Genomic DNA, 18,162 nt, shown 5'->3' with positions numbered 1-18,162 from the left:
GGTAAATTATGTCTAAGAAAACGACGATAACTGATATTGCAAATGAGGCAGGCATTTCGCCAACAACTGTTTCACAGATTCTTAATGGTAAGGGTGAGCGCTTTAGTGCCACGACACGGCAAAAAGTGCTCGGTCTCCAAAAAAAGATGGGCTATCACAATACGGGGAATGATAAGCCATTTGAATCAAAAGTGACGGTTGGAATGATCGTGCCAAGCCTGGATAATCCGTATTACCGTGAATTGATCCATGGTGTTCAGGATGGCTTGGTATCACAGTTTGCAGAATTGTCAGTGGAATTTTCAGAAAATTCTGAGGGCATCGGATATCATATTCATGAATTAAGCGAACGACCAGTAGATGCAATTATCGTTGCAGGAGATAATATGGATCTTGCTTTTGTGCAAACGCTACTGGCCAATACTGGTCTGCCTAGCATCATCATGGATCCGCAACAGGACAACGAGTCTTCTGTGGCCATTAATGAACTTGAAGCCGGCAGTAAATCGGCCGAATATTTACTTGATAATGGTCACAGAAAAATTGCCTTGCTAATGAAGGCGGGGAATAGTGAAAGTAAACTGCATCGAATTACAGGATTTTCAAATGGTTTGAAAGAATATCATTTGGATTTAGACCCAACATTGTTCTTTGAGCAGCCTGATGATTCTAAAGTAAGTGGTTTTAACTCGGCTAAACAGGTTATTGATAGTGGTGCAACCGCAGTTTTTGCTTTCTCTGATGAGCTCGCTGTCGGATTGAACCGTGGTCTCCTTGCCCATGGAAAACGTGTGCCGGAGGATATTTCTATTCTTGGCTTCGATGATATTGAAATTACGCGCTATGTCCAACCAGAATTGTCAACGGTTCATCAGCCAATTCAAGAGATGGGCGAAAAACTCGTTGAAATATTATTCGCCAAAAAAAGTGACAATGAATTTACACCGAATTCAGATGAACGACTCTTTTCAGTTGTCCTGAAAAAGCGCGGAAGTATTAAACATATCTAATTGAATCCATAAAAAATAAGAAGCAAGGCAATCAATTGTGATAATTGATTGCCTTTTTTTGCGTCCATTTGGCCAGGTAAAAAAAACGTAAAATTATAAAATGCTAAGAGAATCGCAAAAAAGATGCGAATTAGTAGGCGTAATAGGGGTGCTAAACTAGACAAAAAATGAGCAATGTAAAAAAAACGTAAAAGAAAACGTTTACAAATTCGCATTGTAAATGCAAAAAACGGGTAGTAAAAATATAGCCGTGGCAAGTTTTACTTGTTCTTTACCAACAATATTTTTAGGAGGTACGACATGGATAAGCTCAAAATTGCGTCAACGGAAAAGGCCATGAACTTTTTTGAAACAGACCGAGAAATTGTGTCTGCAACAGAAACTGACTTTGTTGACGTCGCGGCTGTAGTGGTCATGGATGAAGATACATCTGTTGTTGAAGCGGCAAATGCAACAAAATTTGGGATTCCCGTTTTTGTCATTTCTGATGACAGTTCCAAGATTGACGGTTCCACGATGGAAAAAATCTATCACATTTTGGATCTCAAAAATCAATATGACCATCAGTTGTATAACCGTGAAATTGAGGCAGCTGCCTCAAAATATGAAGATGGCGTTTTACCACCATTCTTCAAAGAATTAAAGGCTTACGTTGAACGTGGGAACATTCAATTTGACTGTCCTGGACACCAGGGTGGTCAGTATTTCCGTAAGCATCCAGCAGGTCGTCAGTTCTATGATTTCTTTGGCGAAAATGTCTTTCGTTCAGATATCTGTAATGCCGATGTTGATCTAGGTGACTTGTTAATTCATGAAGGTCCAGCGATGGACGCCGAAAAACATGCGGCACAAGTATTTAATGCTGACAAGACGTACTTCGTTATGAACGGAACGACGACCTCAAATAATATTGCCATCACAGCAGCTGTTGCTCCAGATGATTTAGTTTTATTTGATCGAAATAATCATAAGTCTGTCTACAACGCGGCATTGGTTAAAGACGGCGGCCGTCCAGTTTACCTCGAAACTTCACGTGACCCATACGGCTTTATCGGTGGTATTTATTCACGCGATTTTGATGAAGATTATATTCGTAAACAAGCCGCTAAGGTGGATCCAGAAAAGGCTAAGCAAAAACGGCCATTCCGTTTAGCCGTTATTCAGTTAGGTACTTATGACGGCACTATTTATAATGCCAAACAAGTTGTTGAACGCATTGGCCACTTGTGTGACTACATTCTTTTTGACTCTGCGTGGGTCGGTTACGAGCAATTTATTCCAATGATGCGTGATTCTTCACCATTGTTACTTGATCTGGGACCTGAAGATCCGGGTATTTTGGTTACTCAATCAACGCATAAGCAACAAGCTGGTTTTTCTCAAGCATCACAAATTCATAAAAAAGACGCTCACATTAAGGGGCAAAAGCGGTACATCGATCACAAACGATTCAACAACGCTTATATGCAATATGCTTCAACATCCCCATTCTACCCACTGTTTGCAACTTTGGATGTTAACGCCAAGATGCAAGAAGGTGAAGCTGGTAAAAAGTTATGGCGTGATGCTTTAATCACTTCAGTAAATGCACGTAAAAACTTGATGAAGAATGCCACAATGATTCGTCCGTTTGTGCCACCAGTCGTAAATGGTAAAAACTGGGAAGATGCCGACACTGAAGAAATTGTCAGCAACATTGATTATTGGCGATTTGAAAAGGGTGCAAAATGGCATGCTTTCGATGGCTATGAGGATGATCAATACTTTGTTGATCCAAACAAATTTATGTTAACGACGCCTGGTATTAATGTCCAAACGGGTGAATATGAAGACTTTGGTATTCCGGCAACAATCTTAGCTAACTACTTGCGTGAACACGGGATTATTCCTGAAAAGAACGATTTGAATTCTATTTTGTTCTTGATGACGCCAGCAGAGACACCAGCCAAGATGAATAACTTAGTATCACAAATCGTTAAGTTTGAATCACTTGTTAAGGCTGATGCACCACTGGAAGACGTACTTCCAAACTTGTATGCACAACATAAGGATCGTTATGCAGGTTACACGATTCGTCAACTGTGCCAAGAGTTACATGACTTCTATAAGGGAAACAATGCTAAAGAATATCAAAAAGAGATGTTCTTGGTCGATTACTTCCCTGAACAGGCAATGACGCCATATGAAGCAAACGTTGAGTTGCTGCACAATAACGCCAAGCTTGTACCGTTAAAAGATATTGAAGGTGAAGTCGCCTTAGAAGGTGCACTTCCATACCCACCTGGTATTTTCTGTGTTGTTCCAGGTGAAAAATGGAGCAAGGTTGCTCAAACCTACTTCTTAATCTTGGAGGAAGGGATTAACCGTTTCCCAGGGTTTGCGCCTGAAATTCAAGGTGTCTATTTCGAAAATGAAAATGGACAGACTACTGCATACGGGTATGTCTACGATCCTAAGTCAGAAAACAAGGGTGAGTAGTTCCATTCAACGTGGTGGACGTCATGTCTACCACGTTTTTTTATAAATTTTAGAAAAACGGATAGAGGTAAAATCATGGCCCAGGAAAAGAAAAAGATGAGTGTGGTTCAGCTCACGATTATTACGGCCATTAACATGATGGGTTCAGGAATTATCATGCTGCCAACCAATTTAGCGCAGGTTGGTACGATGTCGATATTATCTTGGATTGTCACAGCTGGTGGTGCAATGTGTTTAGCCTATGCTTTCTCGAGAGCAGGGATGTATACCAGAAACTCTGGTGGTATGGGCGGTTATGCTCAGTATTCTTACGGTAAAGCAGGATCGTTCATGGCTAACTATACGTACGGTGTTTCACTTGTGATTGCTAATGCAGCGATTGCAATTTCTGCGGTTGGTTACTTTGATGTCTTATTCCATTTACACATGTCACCAGTTGGCGTTGCTTTGGCCACAATTTTTACGCTTTGGTTGGCTACGGTTATGAACTTCGGTGGTGCAAGAATTACTGGACAAATCAGTACCTTCACTGTTTGGGGCGTTATCATTCCGGTTGTCGTTATTTCACTAGCAGGCTGGTTTTTCTTTAGTGGCCATCTTTATGCAGCATCTTGGAATCCACACAATATGGGATTCTTTAAGGGGATTAGTAATTCAATTTCGATTACATTGTGGGCATTTTTAGGCCTGGAATCAGCTTCGGCAAATATGGATTCTGTTGAAAATCCTAAGAAAAATGTTCCCATTGCTGTTTTAGGTGGAACCATCGGGGCAGCCGTAATGTATATCGTTTCGACAAACGTTATGCAGGGGATTGTGCCTAACGCTAAGTTAGCCGCATCAAATGCACCGTTTGGGGTGGCCTTCAGTCAGATGTTTACACCGATGGTCGGAAATATCGTTATGGGATTGATGATTATTTCATGTTTTGGATCATTATTGGGTTGGCAATTTACTATCGCTGAAGTCTTTCGTAGTTCCGCACATGAAGGGTATTTCCCGAAAATATTTGGGAAAACAATTGCCAATGGTACACCTATTATTGGTATGATTATTATTACTGTTTTGCAGTCTTTATTGGCTCTTATGACGATCAGCCCATCCCTGTCAAAACAGTTCACAATTCTAGTAAATTTGGCGGTGGTGACAAATGTTATTCCATACTTGCTATCAATGGGTGCGCTTAAAACAATGCAACTCGATGCCAAGGTATCGGCATCTGCACGACGCACGACAAATATCATTGCTACGATTGCATCGCTCTACAGTCTCTATGCACTGTACGCAGTCGGCTTTGAAGAACTTGCATATGGTGCACTTGTGACGTTTGCGGGTTGGACCCTGTACGGATTTGTGTCACACAAATTTGATTTGTCCAAGACGAATTAATGACGCATCCTCGATTGAATAAAGTAACGCGAAGAAAGCAATTCGCGCTTTGGTTCTTCGGCAAAAAACTAAGTTGAGGCTGAATGAGGGTGAGTAAATGGATGAAAGCATACCGTTGGCTTTAACTGTAAACGGGCTATATTCAATGGGCAATCGTTATTTACAAGCGGACTTAAACACCTTTTCAGTGAAACGTGTTTATGGCGTCACAGTTCTGACCTCGATTTTTAGCGATGGTGAAATGTCATCGAAAGATGGCATTGTGTTGTCGGCAACTTCAGTTGATCGTCAATTTGGTTCGATTTTAAATGGTCTGCATATCTCTAGCTGCAAAGTTGGGTATTTGCCTAATTTGGACTTAATTACGGCAGTTGAACAAGCATGTCGGAATCAAAGTGTCGGTCCGGTTGTTTTAGATCCAATATTGTTTGATGAAACTGGTTCACCTATTTTGGACGACACAGCTTTCTCAAAGTATGTGACTGATTTGATTCCCTTAGCCAATGTTATTACGCCAACAATTGAAGAAGCCGAAAAGATAGTTGACTTTGAAATTACATCAGATGATGATGTGATTCACGCAGCGAATGAACTTCGCGGTATAGGTGTTCAGAATGTTCTTATTAAGGGAAGTAACGAACATCAAGGTCGGGATAACATTCGTGATTATGTATTGCTTGAAGATGGCGATGATTTTTGGCTAACAGATAAACACGCACCTTTTCCACAACCATCTGGTAAGGATGATGCTTTGTCTGCATGCATTACGGCAGAACTAGCAAACGGACAGAAAACGGAGAATGCAATTCGGACAGCTAAGGAATTTATCACTGACGCGACCCGAAATGTTCTACAAGTTGGCGATTCGATTGAATCGATTAATTTTTGGCGATAGCTTTGTTGAAGCAGCTGTGGCATTGAGTCCGATTTGAGAACGAACATTAACGTAGAACTGACCTATTCTCGAACTTGGGGAATGGGTCAGTTTGGGTTAAGCGGAATTCTCAGGACTTTGACGCGCGGTATTGCTCACGTTATTCGTTCCAAATGAACTTATGTCACAACCGCTTGTGTAATTCGTGCTAAAAGTTTCGCAATTGATTTTGGTAATATGGACGTGTAGCAATCGATTTTGAAGATAGTTGAGGAGTGAATAAATTGGCGACCAAGTTACGGCTCAATCGTATTATGATAATGGCATTCTTAGTGAACGCTATTTATAGCATGATCTGGCCGGTCAGCACCTTATACATGCATGACGCCTTTGACTTATCCTTGCCATTAATAGGTGTCGTACTAATGTGCTACTCCTTGGCCAATGCAGCTGGAAGTGTGATTTCAGGATACTTATTTGATCGGATGTCGCACCAAAAGATTTTGATGAGTGGTTTTTATTTATTACTGACTGTGTCCTTTATTGGGATGTTTGGCGATGGATTAGTTGCCTTTATATTGTTTTTGGTGCCATTTGGTTTTATTACAGGTTGGTGTTTGACGGTTCAATACGCTTTGGTTAGTGATTTACAAATTACTAATTCGGAAAATGATTCTAGAAAGAACTTTAATCTGCTTTATTTGGCCGTCAATTTGGGGATAGTAGCCGGATCTGGATCATTAGGATTACTGTATCGGAATAATGAAATTAAAACGTTGATGGCAACTGTAACGGTGATTGCATTATTTGTGACGCTAATTGGACTAGGGACAGGTCAACACAATGTCGTAGAAAATGTCAGTCGGGTAAGTGTTCAGGAGCCTAACAGTCAAGTCGGAACGGTCCTCAAAAGAGATTTAATCATCCGTATTTTTATCACCTTATTTTTATTTTGGATCGTGTATGTGCAGTGGATGACCAATTTTTCTGTCTATTTTACAAGTTTGGGTTATTCTGCCGGGTTTTATAGTCACGTTTGGGTGATTAATGGCATCGGAATCACACTTATTCAAGTGTTTTTACTTCGATTCGCACACTTTTTTAAAACATCAATTGTGCAGTCCAGATTTGGTATTTTCTTCTTGGTGCTTTCGTTTGGTTGTTTAATTGCTAGTACCAATAAACTATGGCTATTAGTTGCGGCCGTATTTTTAACGATTGGTGAAGCGCTTTTTGTGCCAGCAGCGCCAGTTGTTGTAGACCAAAATTCGTCAGTGGTAGTAAAAGGCCGCAATCAGGGACTAGTGAATGTATTTTCATCGATTGGGAAAGCAGTTGGCCCCGGTTTAGGCGGAGTGGTCATAGTGAATGGTGGCTACCAAAAACTGTTTTTGCTGGCAATATTGTTATTACTGGTTTCAGAAATTTTGCTTTTGAATTTTAAAAGGAAATAAGGAGGATGTTATGCGGTTACAAGATCGGCAAATCGTGGATCAAGAGCTAATCGCTTCAATTTTAAAAGATGGGCACGTATTACATTTGGCGCTAAACGATGGTGATTTTCCATATGTGGTGCCTACAAATTACGGTTACAAACTAAATAAAGATGGCAAACTTAGCGTGTTCTTTCACGGTGCACCGCATGGGAAAAAGTTTGATTTATTGAAGACCAACGCCAAGCTTGGTTTTGAAATAGATGACGGCGGCGCCCTGATGCCAAGCAAAAGTGCCGAAGCTAGTGATAATTCATTCTGGTATAGAAGCATTATCGGGTATGGACAGGCTGTTCAATTAATGACACGTGACGAAAAAATGATTGCCTTACAAACGTTACTAGTTCATGAAACTGGTCATGAATGGTCACAAATTGATAGACAAACTTTGGATTTTGTCAGTGTCTTTAGAATTGTTGTTGAAAACTACACAGCAAAGGGACATATTGAACTTAAGCCGTAGATAATACTCAATATGTCATGCCAAACAAGGAGTTAAAAGATGACTAGAGAAACTATTAAAAATGACCTCAATGAGCTTTTGACTGAATATTTTGAAAAAGTTACATTGCCAGAAAATAGCATTTTTGTCGTTGGTTGTAGTACCAGTGAAATTCTAGGCAAGTGGAAAGGGACAGATTCGAGTTTAGACGTTGGTAAAACGGTTGTTGAAACGGTTCAATCATTTCTTAAACCCCGTCATCTGAACCTAGCCGTTCAAGGATGTGAACACATCAACCGGGCACTAGTTCTCGAACGTGCGGTAGCTGAACGTCATGGGTTCGAAATAGTTTCAGTCAAACCGGCCATTCATGCCGGCGGTGGTACACAAGTGGCCGCTTACCAACAGTTTGATGATCCAGTAGAAGTGGAACATATTGTTGCGGATGGCGGCATTGATATTGGTGGCACGGAAATTGGCATGCACGTGAAGTTTGTGCAGATTCCGGTTCGTTTGGATCACCGTGATGTGGGTGAAGCACGGGTTGTAGGCCTGTCATCACGGCCTAAACTAATCGGTGGAGAACGAGCTCGGTATACGTTTACTGAAGATAATTTGAAGGATATTCGGTGATTGGATAATGAACGATTCGTTTATGTCGCACCAAAAGCTACGGCGTCTGACATTGACCATGATGTTGGTGGCAGTCACTGTGGTTATTAGTAGAATCTTTCTCATTCCCATCCCGCTAACGCGCGGAAACGTAAATCTATGTGATGCTGGAATATTTTTAACAGCGTTGAGTCTTGGACCTCGAGAAGGGGCCACAGTAGGTGCACTAACGGGTTTTATATTAGATTTGCTGTCCGGTTATGCCCAATATATGTTTTTTTCTTTGGCAATTCATGGAATAGAAGGACTCGTCGTTGGCCTGTTGGCCGCTAAGTTTTTAGGAAAAGCAGGTCAAGCATTAGTTCTATGTATTGGAACGCTGATTATGGTTAGTGGGTATTTTGGATCGGACAGTTTATTGTATGGAATTTCAATGGGACTAATTGGAATTCCTGCCAATTTAATTCAAGGCATGGTTGGGGCGATTGTTACCTTTTTTCTGAATGATAAAATTGGTGGCTTGTTACGGCGATAATGATTCCTTAAAAATGAGAAGGCGTAAGTATTGACTTTACAAAAAATAGTTATACGATGATGTCAGAGGTTATGAGTAGAGCAAAAGCTTCATTGTAAGTATTAGAGATCCAACGGTGATGAAAGTTGGCGTTTGAGGTGAAACACATCTACGAACCAAATTTGCGAAGACAATTAGCATTCGAGTAGCAAGTTTCGCGTGATTGCGTTAACAATCTTGAGTCTTGGAGCTCGCGATCTGAGACTCACTGAGGTAACAGTTGTGAGACTGTTATGAATTTGAGGTGGAACAGCGTTTTGACGCCCTCCAAAGTTACATTATGTAACTTTGGAGGGCGTATTTCTTTTTATACAGAAAAGGGGACGTTTATATGACTGAATATGATTATCAAAGACCAAAGGGCACTGCAGACATTTTACCAGGTGATATTGAAACTTGGCAGAAACTTGAAGGTGTTGTCAGAGATCTCTTTCCGAAGTACGGATATCGGGGTATTCGAACCCCGATGTTTGAAGACTACAATGTTTTTGCTCGAAACGTTGGTGATACTTCAGATATTGTTGAGAAACAAATGTATGATTTTGAGGACAAGGGTGGACGAAGAATTGCCTTACGACCAGAAGGTACTGCTGGTACAGTTCGTGCATATGTGCAGAATAAGTTGTTCGGTCCCGAATATCCTAAACCATACAAAGTGTATTACATGGGACCAATGTTTAGATATGAACGACCGCAATCAGGGCGTCAACGGCAGTTTAACCAGATTGGGTGTGAAGCTTTAAATAGCGAATCACCGCAAATTGATGTTGAGGTTATTGCCATGGCACTGCAGTTCTTTAAGACACTTGGGGTAAGTGACTTAAAACTGGTAATCAATTCTCTGGGCGATCAGGAAACTCGTGATAATTATCGTGCGTCGTTGATTAATTACTTGAAGCCATTTTATGATCAACTAAGTGATGACTCAAAGACGCGTCTGTACAAAAATCCGTTGAGGGTCTTGGACAGCAAGGATGAGGCTGATCAAAAGATTGTTGCAAATGCGCCGTCAATTTTAGATTCTTTGAGTGACTATTCAAGAAATTATTTTGAGCATGTCAAGAGTCTTCTGGATGAACTAAACATTGATTATGAGATTGACTCGGATATGGTGCGAGGTTTGGACTATTACACACAGACTATCTTTGAAATTATGTCAGATGCCAAGGTATTTGGTGGTGGTTTTGTCACAGTTTGTGGTGGTGGTCGTTATGATGGGCTGATTTCGCAATTGGGTGGTCCTAAAGAGGGTGGAATTGGTTTCGGAATGGGAGTAGAACGTTTGCTACTGTTGCTGAAAGCTGAGAATCCTAACTTTGCTCCCCAACCACAAGCTGACATTTTCTTTGCATCGGCGGATGAGGATGGCGACAATCTTGCGTTTAAGTTACTGAACGGTATGAGGCAGAAAGGTTTAGCGGCTGATAAAGATTATCAAGGCATTAAGGTTGGTTCACAAATCAAAGAAGCAATTCGGAAGAATGCCCGTTATTATGCTGTTGTTGGACAACGTGAAGTCACGGATAGAAAAATAGAATTGGTAAAGGCCGATTCAGACGTGAAACAAGTAGTTGATATTGACGACTTACTAATGAATCCAATGACATATTTAAAATAGATAAATGATTAGCGTTGATCTTAGATAAACAATACAAAAGATGGCATTGCTGAGGGTGATAAAAATTCAGCAGTGTCGTTTTTATATAAAACAAAAAAGAAGACATCAATAAGATGTCTTCCGTGAAAATACTGAGAAAATAGATGAACTAATCTTTAGATGCGTCGGGATCGTAAACATATCCGTAGGCAACTTCCTGACCGTTTTCTTCCTTATAATACATTCCTTGAACCTCAGTACTAAATCCGGGGAACTTATTCGTAGATTCTTCAAGCACTTTAAAGTAGTTCAAAATCGTTTGAGTCCAACGTTCGCCAGGGGCGATGGCAAAAATACCAGGTGGATAAGGAATGATTCCTTCCACGGCTATTTTCCCTAGAATGTCATCTAATTTGACGAGCTTAACATTGTTACGGCGATATTCTGTATCAGCTTCTTCCAACGTCATCGCTCTTTCTGGCAGATGCTCCTTGGTGAAGATGTCCTTTTGATATTTCTTTGCATTGTGTGATTTGTAGAAATCATGAATTTCTTGGCAAAGTTGACGGATTGTGTAATTTTTGTATCGATCTTCATACTGCTGGTACAGATGAGGCAATACTTCCTTAAGTGGGGCATCTTCGTTGATGTATTTTTCCAGCTTAAGGATTTGGTCAACTAAGTTGTTCATCTTTGCATCATCTTCGGCGGGTGTAATTAAGAACAGCACCGAATTTAAATCATTCTTTTCATTGATAATGCCGTGTTCGTGTAAGTAGTGAGTCACGATTGAGCCTGGCACACCAAAGTCTTCATATTTGTCATTTGGAATATCAAGACCAGCAGTGACGAGCATGAGCTTATTTGGATCAATGAAATATTGACCTTTGCTATAACCATCAAAACCGTGCCAGTTTTCGTCGGGATCAAAAGCCCAGTAGGCTTTGTCATTGACGATTTCCTGATCATCTGCGTCTTCCCAAGGTTTTCCATGGACCATAGGTGGAACGAACGGACGAATCATTGTTGCTTCGCGTAATAAGCGTTTACGTGCTCGAACAACGGTTAACATGGTGTCGTTCCACATCTTTTTACCAGTTTCGCCTTCTTGCATTCTTGCTGAAACATCGATTGAAGCAAAAATACCATAGAATGGGGATGTTGAGGAATACTTCATGAAAGAGTTGTTGAACTGTTTGTGACTTATATAGCGACGCTGGCCCTTGATATGGCTGTCTTTTTTAAGAATTTGTGACGCTTGAGAAATACCAGCCTGCTGTTTGTGGATTGATTGAACAACGAGCAAACCGGGATCTTCAGGACCAAGGTTAACTAAGAGGGGAGAAGTCTCTTTCATCATTGGAATAAACTGTTCATAGCCTGCCCAAGCAGAATCGAAAAGAATATAGTCACAAAGATGACCTATTTTATCGACAATTTGTTGTGCGTTTGCCATAGTACCGTCGTATGTGTCGTGTTCAATGATTGCTAACCGGAATGGTCGTTTTTGATCAGCCTTTTCGGGTGCTACCTTACGAATTTCATCGCGAAGTGTCTTTTCGTCGTACCCAGAATCCTTGATGCCACCGATTAATCCATACGAATTATGACTTGTTTCCAGATAAATTGGAATACCGCCGTTCATTACGAGGGCATTATTGTAAGCAGATTTATGGTTATTGCGATCAAAGAGTACTAAATCACCCTTTGTAACAGCTGCAGTGATAGCAATGTTATTTGACGTTGTTGATCCATTTAGTACAAAGTATGCCTTATCCGCATTGAATACTTTTGCTGCGTGCTTTTCTGCTTTTAAGGCAGCGCCATCATGAGTTAGAACATCACCAAGTCCATCTTCCGAGATTGAAACATCTGCTCGGAAGAATCGTTCACCATAAAAGTCGTAGAATTTACGGCCAACGGGGGACTTAAGATAGAATGCGCCTCCTTGATGACCAGCACATTCAAACTGCCACGATCCACGGTTAACAACTTTGTTTAATTCTGCAAAGAATGGTGGCATTAAATTCTCTTCATATTCACTAGCAGCGTGCTCAACTTCTCGAGAATAAATTTGTTTGTTAAAATCATTGTTTAGATCAATTAGGTGATCAACAGCATTGAGATGCTGATTATTATCAAGTGCATTAGTATCGTGTGTGGCTAAAAAAACGGGTATTCCAAAAGTCGTTTTTTTGACCGTGTCGGCGATTTCTAGCTCATCATCCGTCAATACAACTGCACCAACGTTGGTCCAGTCTGTAACGGATGCGACATCAACGACCTCCCGATCAGATTGTACATAGTCCTCAATTTCGGGAGCCATCGCGACGATCAATTTTGACATTTTTCCTGCTTCCTTTCGATAGATGAAGTATTGGAAAGCTTTTTTTGATTTAAAGTTAAATATTCGATTGAAACTGGCATGTACTAATTTTGAAAAATTACAAATTGCGCATTGTTTTGAATCTTTTACGATATACATCAACAAGTTTCCAGTAAATTGTTGAAATCTCTTCCTCGCGCGGAAGAACTGAAACGTACATCACAGGAATCGTACGATCAACAATAGTTGTGGTTGAGACTACCAAATCAAATTTTGTCAGGTCTGTTTTGGATAATTCGCTGGGCGCAATGAGTGTCATTTCGTTGTTTGAGGGCAGGTTGTTTTGCAAGGAAAGTAAAACGAATTGAGAAATTTCTGCCCCTGCGTGACAAACGACAAGAACATGGTTTGAACGTCTATGTCGTTCAGCAGCAACGAGAAAATGCAAAGACAAGAGAGAGACTTCATCGTCATACAAGTTAATGTGGTAGTGAGTTTCCAACTCGCCAGCACTACTCTTAACGGTCTGGGCAATAACACGGTGGTGCACAAAAATTTCAGACTTAAGTGGATCTGCAATATGCAATCCTAAATTCAAACGAGCAACCATAGGAATTAAATGATAAATAGTGACTTTTAACAGTTCATTATCAGTATTGAAATCCGTTTCAAGTTCTTGCCCGACACGTTCAATTAATTGTTTGGCCGCTATGGTGAAATCGTATTTGGATGAAAAGTCTTTTGGATTACTGCTAATTCCGTGACCCAACAGTAAAAGGTTCAAGAAACGAAGATTCTCGTTAGTAAAAGTTACGCCCGCATGTAATTTGCATGTTTCTGCTAAATTTGAAACGACACGAGATAGGTCGGTATCCTTTTGAAATTCGAATATAATAATTTGATTTTTAGTTCCCGTCAGATGGAGACCATGCTTAACTCGGTTTAAAAAAATCAATAACAATTCGCGCAAGGAGTCTGGAAGGTACTCATCTTGTACGTGCGCATCTTGGGCCGAATTGTCGTCTACAAAATTTGTGGAAATTTCAAAAATTGCGGTACCAAAGATGGCAAATAGTTGAGATTGCTTTAAATCAGAATGAGCAAGGTACATATCTAAATATTCTTTAAATGCTTGCTCAATCTTAATTTCAACCTCAAAGGAGTGAACTAGGCTTGTTTGATCGGGCAGGCTAATCTTTTTGTCTCGTAAAAAAGCGTTGATTTCATCAAAGTCTTTTTTTATCGATTGTACAGAGACGAAAAAGGACTCAGCATACACCCGATAGCTATTACGATCAGAAAACAATAGCTGTGCGAAAAGATACAATCGTCGATATTGAGGTGTAAATTTTGTATCAAGTTGAGTAGCAACTTTTTTGCCTAAGATTAGGCGGAGGTGCTGCTTCTTTTCACTTGATCCAGTGATTAAATAGCCTTTTCTTGGCATTCTTTCCAGAGACAAGCCATGATTATTTAAATATGTTTCTACACCCTTGCTATGGTTGTAGATTGTTTTTTTGGAAACACCCAATGCGTTTGCGTAATAATCCGCTGAGCGATAGGAAGTTTCCGCAAGCATTAAATTCAAGAGATTTTGATCGTAATTTGTCATATTGTTCACTTACTCCAGAGTTTACAATCGGCGGATTTGCCATTTAGTCATCAGACGGTTTTGAAGACTGATGCCAGGGAACTACTGAAGAAATCTTTAAAAGATAAAAATTAAGTGACATACCACCTGCAAAAGTAATCGCATACTCGATTTTTAACGACATGTCGTGAGTTGAACAAAGAACGTAAATGAAGCCATTTACGTGACTTATTTAAATCGAATTAACCAAAGCTAGCTTATAAACAACACGTAAAACAATTTTTGAGAAAACGCTTTAATGCTGTTCACGTGATTAATGTATCATGCGTATATGCGTGCTTTTTTACCTTTACTTACCGCATTTATTTCTACGTAAGTGTATGGTTATTTATCGATAAAATGCGTTAACGGCGTGGTATCGCTATTGAGGAGGACTGTAAGTTGCACTCAATTTTGTTTTTGATTTTGCATATTTTGTGCAAAATCATGAAAACGTTTTCTAAAGATTCTGTTTTTGGGACAAGATATAATTAATTCCTTATCGGATTGATAAAGTATTTTAAGGAGAAAGTATGCTTAATGAACTTTCAACGCAAAAAATATGATTACAGCCTCTAATTCTGCGTAATTAAAAAATTTGAATTTAAAAAAAGGGAATTCAGAAACTTCGTTAAAACTATATTAAGAAGGGCGATTTATGGACATCACTTAGTAGTCAATCATCGTTTTATTGAATAGATGGTCTGTTGACTTTTAAAAAAGTGCATGGTAGTTTGCCAAATGAGAAAACGTTTTTAATTGCTGTCCACAATCTGATTTTTTTACTTAATTGGCCAATCGGCTTTAAGGAGAATTTAGACTATGGACGAGAGCAATAAAAAAGCCCAAGCGGGTAAGCTGGGTTTTGTTGGCCTAGTTGCACTTACAGTTAGTGCAATGGTCGGATCTGGGGTTTTCGATTTACCTAAAAACATGTCACAAGTTGCCGGTGTTAATGGGCAGCTTCTGGCATGGATAACGACTGGAATTGGTATCTGGTTCATTGCCGAGACCTTTGTTATTTTGAGTGATGTTAAACCTGATTTGACCGCAGGCTTGTATAAGTATGGTGAACAAGGTTTTGGAGCGTTCACTGGTTTCTTTACTGCATGGGGTTACTTTGTTTGTGAATGTGCTGCTAATGCGGCATATGCTGTTTTAACAATGAGCACACTAGATTATTTCTTCCCAGGACTTTTCACTGGTGGTAACAACTGGCCTTCAGTTATTGGGGCAACAATTCTTACCTGGGGATTAACTGCATTGGTTTTACGTGGTGTTGAAGTGTCAAGCACGGTTCAAAAGTATGCTACTGCAATTATGTTAGCCGTTGTTGTTGTTTTTGTTGTAACTGTTGCTGCACATTTCAATTTGCATACGTTTACGACGAATGCTAATGCAACACAAGCAATTGCTTCTAGGGGCGATAAGCCAATGGGAAGCATCTGGCATCAACTAATGTCAACGATGATGGTTACATTATGGCTATTTGGTGGCGTCGAAGGTGCTGTTGTTATGTCCGGTAAGGCACGGGATGTTAAACAAGTGCCTAAGGCAACAATTACCGGTTTTATCATGTGTATGGTTATGTATACCCTTGTAGGGATGTTGTCCTTGGGTGTCTATTCATATGGTCACTTGGCTAAATTGACATCACCTTCAACTGCATATATTTTGACTAATTTATGGCACAGTACTATTGGTCGGGATGTCATTACAGTTGCACTATTGTTTGCGGTTTTCGCAAGCTGGATTTCATGGATTCAAATGTTGGCAGAGTTACCACAGCACGCTGCTGCCGAAGACGGATCTTTCCCGAAAGCCTTTGCAAAAGTTTCGAAAAATAATGTCCCAAGTTTCTCCGTTATTGTGGCAACATTGGTAATCCAGGTAATTATTGTCATTGCGCACTTTGACTTGAATGCTTACCAAATGTTGTTGACGGTTGTGGGGACAATGACAGTTCCGCCATATTTAATTTCGGAAATGTATCTCATGAAGATAAGTCGAAAAAAAGGTGAATTCGCTGAGGGCTCTAAACACAGTCCGAAGAAGGCCTTAATTATTGCCGGTTTGGCCTTTGCATACACATTGGTGATGGCAATTGCAGCCGGTCCAAGATATATTGCTATTGCATTTATTGTGTATGCGTTAGGTATTCCGATTTATATTGTTGCTCGTAAACAACACAATAAGGTTACCTTTACTAAGAAAGAACTAGTATTTGCAATTATCATTGTCCTTGTTGCAATCTATGGTGTATACGCTTTGATTGCAGGTTAGACAAAAATATTATGTTCTTAATTGCACTGTACATTTTATAAGCTTGCATATGCAAAGTTCCTACTAATACAACAAATTAGAAGTGTGGGTCTCCATTATCAATTTTGATTTTGGGGATCTTAGTGTATAGATGAAAAGAGGAGTTAATAGATGACTAGAGAAACTATTAAAAATGACCTCAATGAACTTTTAACTGAATACTTTCACAAGGTTACGCTGCCAGAAAATAGCATTTTTGTCGTTGGCTGTAGTACTAGTGAAATTTTAGGTAAGTGGAAAGGGACAGATTCGAGTTTAGACGTTGGTAAAACGGTTGTTGAAACTGTTCAATCATTTCTTAAACCTCGTCATCTGAACCTAGCCGTTCAAGGGTGTGAACATATTAACCGTGCACTAGTTCTCGAACGTTCGGTAGCTGAACGCCATGATTTTGAAATTGTGTCAGTTAAACCTGCTATTCATGCCGGCGGTGGCACACAAGTGGCCGCTTACCAGCAGTTTGATGATCCAGTAGAAGTGGAACATATCGTTGCGGACGGCGGCATTGATATTGGTGGCACGGAAATTGGCATGCACGTTAAATTTGTGCAGATTCCGGTTCGTTTGACACACCGTGATGTGGGTGAAGCGCGTGTTGTAGGCCTGTCATCACGGCCTAAACTGATCGGCGGAGAACGGGCTCGATATATGTTTACTGAAGATAATTTGAAGGACATTCGTTAAAGGTGTGACATTATGAACAATTCTTCAACACAGCACGAGACGCTGCGACGGCTGACTTTGAGTGCTATGCTCATTGCCGTAACCGTTGTTATTAGTCGATTATTCATTATCCCCGTACCGATGACCCACGGAAACATCAATCTATGTGATGCCGGTATCCTTATTGCAGCCATGTTATTGGGACCACGTGAAGGCGCGAGTGTCGGTGCAATTAGTGGTTTTCTACTGGATTTGTTGTCAGGATACGGGCAATATATGTTTTTTTCCTTTATCGTTCATGGCTTAGAGGGTCTGGTCGCAGGTTTAATGTTGTCGAAAGTAAGTAAGAATGCATCAAGGATAATTAGTTTGGTACTCGCTGTAATTATTATGACAATTGGCTATTTTTTAGCTGATAGTCTTTTATACAGTGTTTCGATTGGCCTAATCGGCATAGCTACAAACCTAATCCAAGGTCTCGTGGGCGTTGTCATTGCGTACGTTGTTGGGCCAAAAATTGTTCAACTGATCAAAAAATGAGCTTTAAAATAAAACAATCCACAAAACCCCGGCTTGCCGGGGTTTTGTTGTATAACAATAAGTTAAATGATTGTGTATGCAGCTTCAAACGTTGTCTAACAGACATTTCAACATTGTTGAGACTAAGCACATATCGTTGACGGAAGTATTGGTTTAGGCGCTTACATAAGTTACAAAAGGTTTCATTAATTATAAAATGTTCATTATTTCAC

Annotated in this window: 14 protein-coding genes; 12 read left to right on the top strand and 2 right to left on the bottom strand. The window is 40.1% G+C overall.

Features of this window, described 5'->3' with window-relative positions; genetic code table 11:
- The first annotated feature begins 8 nt into the window (after positions 1–8).
- From LROSL1_RS07810 to hisS, 9 genes are all read left to right on the top strand, one after another.
- Entirely contained in the window at positions 9–1,010 is a 1,002-nt protein-coding gene (locus tag LROSL1_RS07810; RefSeq protein WP_178914267.1) for a LacI family DNA-binding transcriptional regulator, read from the top strand.
- A 300-nt stretch (positions 1,011–1,310) separates the two neighbouring features.
- Positions 1,311–3,488 carry an ornithine decarboxylase gene (gene speC, locus LROSL1_RS07805; protein ID WP_178914266.1) on the top strand — a complete coding sequence of 726 codons (2,178 nt, stop codon included), beginning with the start codon at positions 1,311–1,313 and terminating at the stop codon, positions 3,486–3,488.
- Positions 3,489–3,563: 75 nt separating this feature from the next.
- Entirely contained in the window at positions 3,564–4,877 is a 1,314-nt protein-coding gene (gene potE, locus LROSL1_RS07800; protein WP_178914265.1) for a putrescine-ornithine antiporter, read from the top strand.
- A 97-nt stretch (positions 4,878–4,974) separates the two neighbouring features.
- A complete protein-coding gene (locus LROSL1_RS07795) occupies positions 4,975–5,772 on the top strand; it encodes a PfkB family carbohydrate kinase (RefSeq protein WP_178914264.1) in 798 nt (265 codons plus the stop codon).
- A gap of 263 nt (positions 5,773–6,035) precedes the next feature.
- Positions 6,036–7,205, top strand: a complete 1,170-nt coding sequence (locus LROSL1_RS07790; protein ID WP_178914263.1) for an MFS transporter — start codon at positions 6,036–6,038, stop codon at positions 7,203–7,205.
- Positions 7,206–7,215: 10 nt separating this feature from the next.
- Positions 7,216–7,707: a pyridoxamine 5'-phosphate oxidase family protein gene (locus tag LROSL1_RS07785; RefSeq protein ID WP_178914262.1), complete on the top strand. Its 492-nt coding sequence runs from the start codon at positions 7,216–7,218 to the stop codon at positions 7,705–7,707.
- Positions 7,708–7,746: 39 nt separating this feature from the next.
- Positions 7,747–8,319, top strand: coding sequence for a TIGR01440 family protein (locus LROSL1_RS07780; RefSeq protein ID WP_178914261.1), 573 nt, complete (start codon positions 7,747–7,749; stop codon positions 8,317–8,319).
- 7 nt (positions 8,320–8,326) lie between these two features.
- On the top strand, positions 8,327–8,833 hold the full coding sequence (locus LROSL1_RS07775) for an ECF transporter S component (RefSeq protein WP_178914260.1): 507 nt from the start codon (positions 8,327–8,329) through the stop codon (positions 8,831–8,833).
- A gap of 370 nt (positions 8,834–9,203) precedes the next feature.
- Positions 9,204–10,490 carry a histidine--tRNA ligase gene (hisS, locus tag LROSL1_RS07770; RefSeq protein WP_178914259.1) on the top strand — a complete coding sequence of 429 codons (1,287 nt, stop codon included), beginning with the start codon at positions 9,204–9,206 and terminating at the stop codon, positions 10,488–10,490.
- Between the two features lie 148 nt (positions 10,491–10,638).
- Here the strand turns inward: hisS and speC (LROSL1_RS07765) are convergent, their stop codons facing one another.
- Positions 10,639–12,816, bottom strand: coding sequence for an ornithine decarboxylase (speC, locus tag LROSL1_RS07765; RefSeq protein WP_178914258.1), 2,178 nt, complete (start codon positions 12,814–12,816; stop codon positions 10,639–10,641).
- Between the two features lie 97 nt (positions 12,817–12,913).
- Complete coding sequence (locus tag LROSL1_RS07760; protein WP_178914257.1) at positions 12,914–14,407, bottom strand: BglG family transcription antiterminator; 1,494 nt, start codon at positions 14,405–14,407, stop codon at positions 12,914–12,916.
- 840 nt (positions 14,408–15,247) lie between these two features.
- Between LROSL1_RS07760 and hdcC the strand changes: the two genes are divergently transcribed.
- The 3 genes from hdcC (at position 15,248) to LROSL1_RS07745 (ending at position 17,950) form a co-directional block, all read left to right on the top strand.
- Complete coding sequence (hdcC, locus tag LROSL1_RS07755; RefSeq protein ID WP_017262073.1) at positions 15,248–16,708, top strand: histidine-histamine antiporter; 1,461 nt, start codon at positions 15,248–15,250, stop codon at positions 16,706–16,708.
- Between the two features lie 150 nt (positions 16,709–16,858).
- Complete coding sequence (locus LROSL1_RS07750; protein WP_178914256.1) at positions 16,859–17,431, top strand: TIGR01440 family protein; 573 nt, start codon at positions 16,859–16,861, stop codon at positions 17,429–17,431.
- A 12-nt stretch (positions 17,432–17,443) separates the two neighbouring features.
- On the top strand, positions 17,444–17,950 hold the full coding sequence (locus LROSL1_RS07745; RefSeq protein WP_178914255.1) for an ECF transporter S component: 507 nt from the start codon (positions 17,444–17,446) through the stop codon (positions 17,948–17,950).
- Positions 17,951–18,162 lie beyond the last annotated feature (212 nt).

The sequence above is a fragment of the Furfurilactobacillus rossiae genome (genome assembly GCF_013394005.1).
Taxonomy (GTDB): Bacteria; Bacillota; Bacilli; order Lactobacillales; family Lactobacillaceae; genus Furfurilactobacillus; species Furfurilactobacillus rossiae.
The sequence above is the reverse complement of the archived record's forward strand: the minus strand, read 5'-3'. Positions and strand labels throughout refer to the sequence as shown.

Bases quoted from the DNA above. Each gene is read 5' to 3' on its own strand.
- LROSL1_RS07810 (WP_178914267.1), top strand. From the start codon at position 9: ATGTCTAAGAAAACGACGATAACTGATATTGCAAATGAGGCAGGCATT.
- speC (WP_178914266.1), top strand. From the start codon at position 1,311: ATGGATAAGCTCAAAATTGCGTCAACGGAAAAGGCCATGAACTTTTTT.
- potE (WP_178914265.1), top strand. From the start codon at position 3,564: ATGGCCCAGGAAAAGAAAAAGATGAGTGTGGTTCAGCTCACGATTATT.
- LROSL1_RS07795 (WP_178914264.1), top strand. From the start codon at position 4,975: ATGGATGAAAGCATACCGTTGGCTTTAACTGTAAACGGGCTATATTCA.
- LROSL1_RS07785 (WP_178914262.1), top strand. From the start codon at position 7,216: ATGCGGTTACAAGATCGGCAAATCGTGGATCAAGAGCTAATCGCTTCA.
- LROSL1_RS07780 (WP_178914261.1), top strand. From the start codon at position 7,747: ATGACTAGAGAAACTATTAAAAATGACCTCAATGAGCTTTTGACTGAA.
- LROSL1_RS07775 (WP_178914260.1), top strand. From the start codon at position 8,327: ATGAACGATTCGTTTATGTCGCACCAAAAGCTACGGCGTCTGACATTG.
- hisS (WP_178914259.1), top strand. From the start codon at position 9,204: ATGACTGAATATGATTATCAAAGACCAAAGGGCACTGCAGACATTTTA.
- speC (WP_178914258.1), bottom strand. From the start codon at position 12,816: ATGTCAAAATTGATCGTCGCGATGGCTCCCGAAATTGAGGACTATGTA.
- LROSL1_RS07760 (WP_178914257.1), bottom strand. From the start codon at position 14,407: ATGACAAATTACGATCAAAATCTCTTGAATTTAATGCTTGCGGAAACT.
- hdcC (WP_017262073.1), top strand. From the start codon at position 15,248: ATGGACGAGAGCAATAAAAAAGCCCAAGCGGGTAAGCTGGGTTTTGTT.
- LROSL1_RS07750 (WP_178914256.1), top strand. From the start codon at position 16,859: ATGACTAGAGAAACTATTAAAAATGACCTCAATGAACTTTTAACTGAA.
- LROSL1_RS07745 (WP_178914255.1), top strand. From the start codon at position 17,444: ATGAACAATTCTTCAACACAGCACGAGACGCTGCGACGGCTGACTTTG.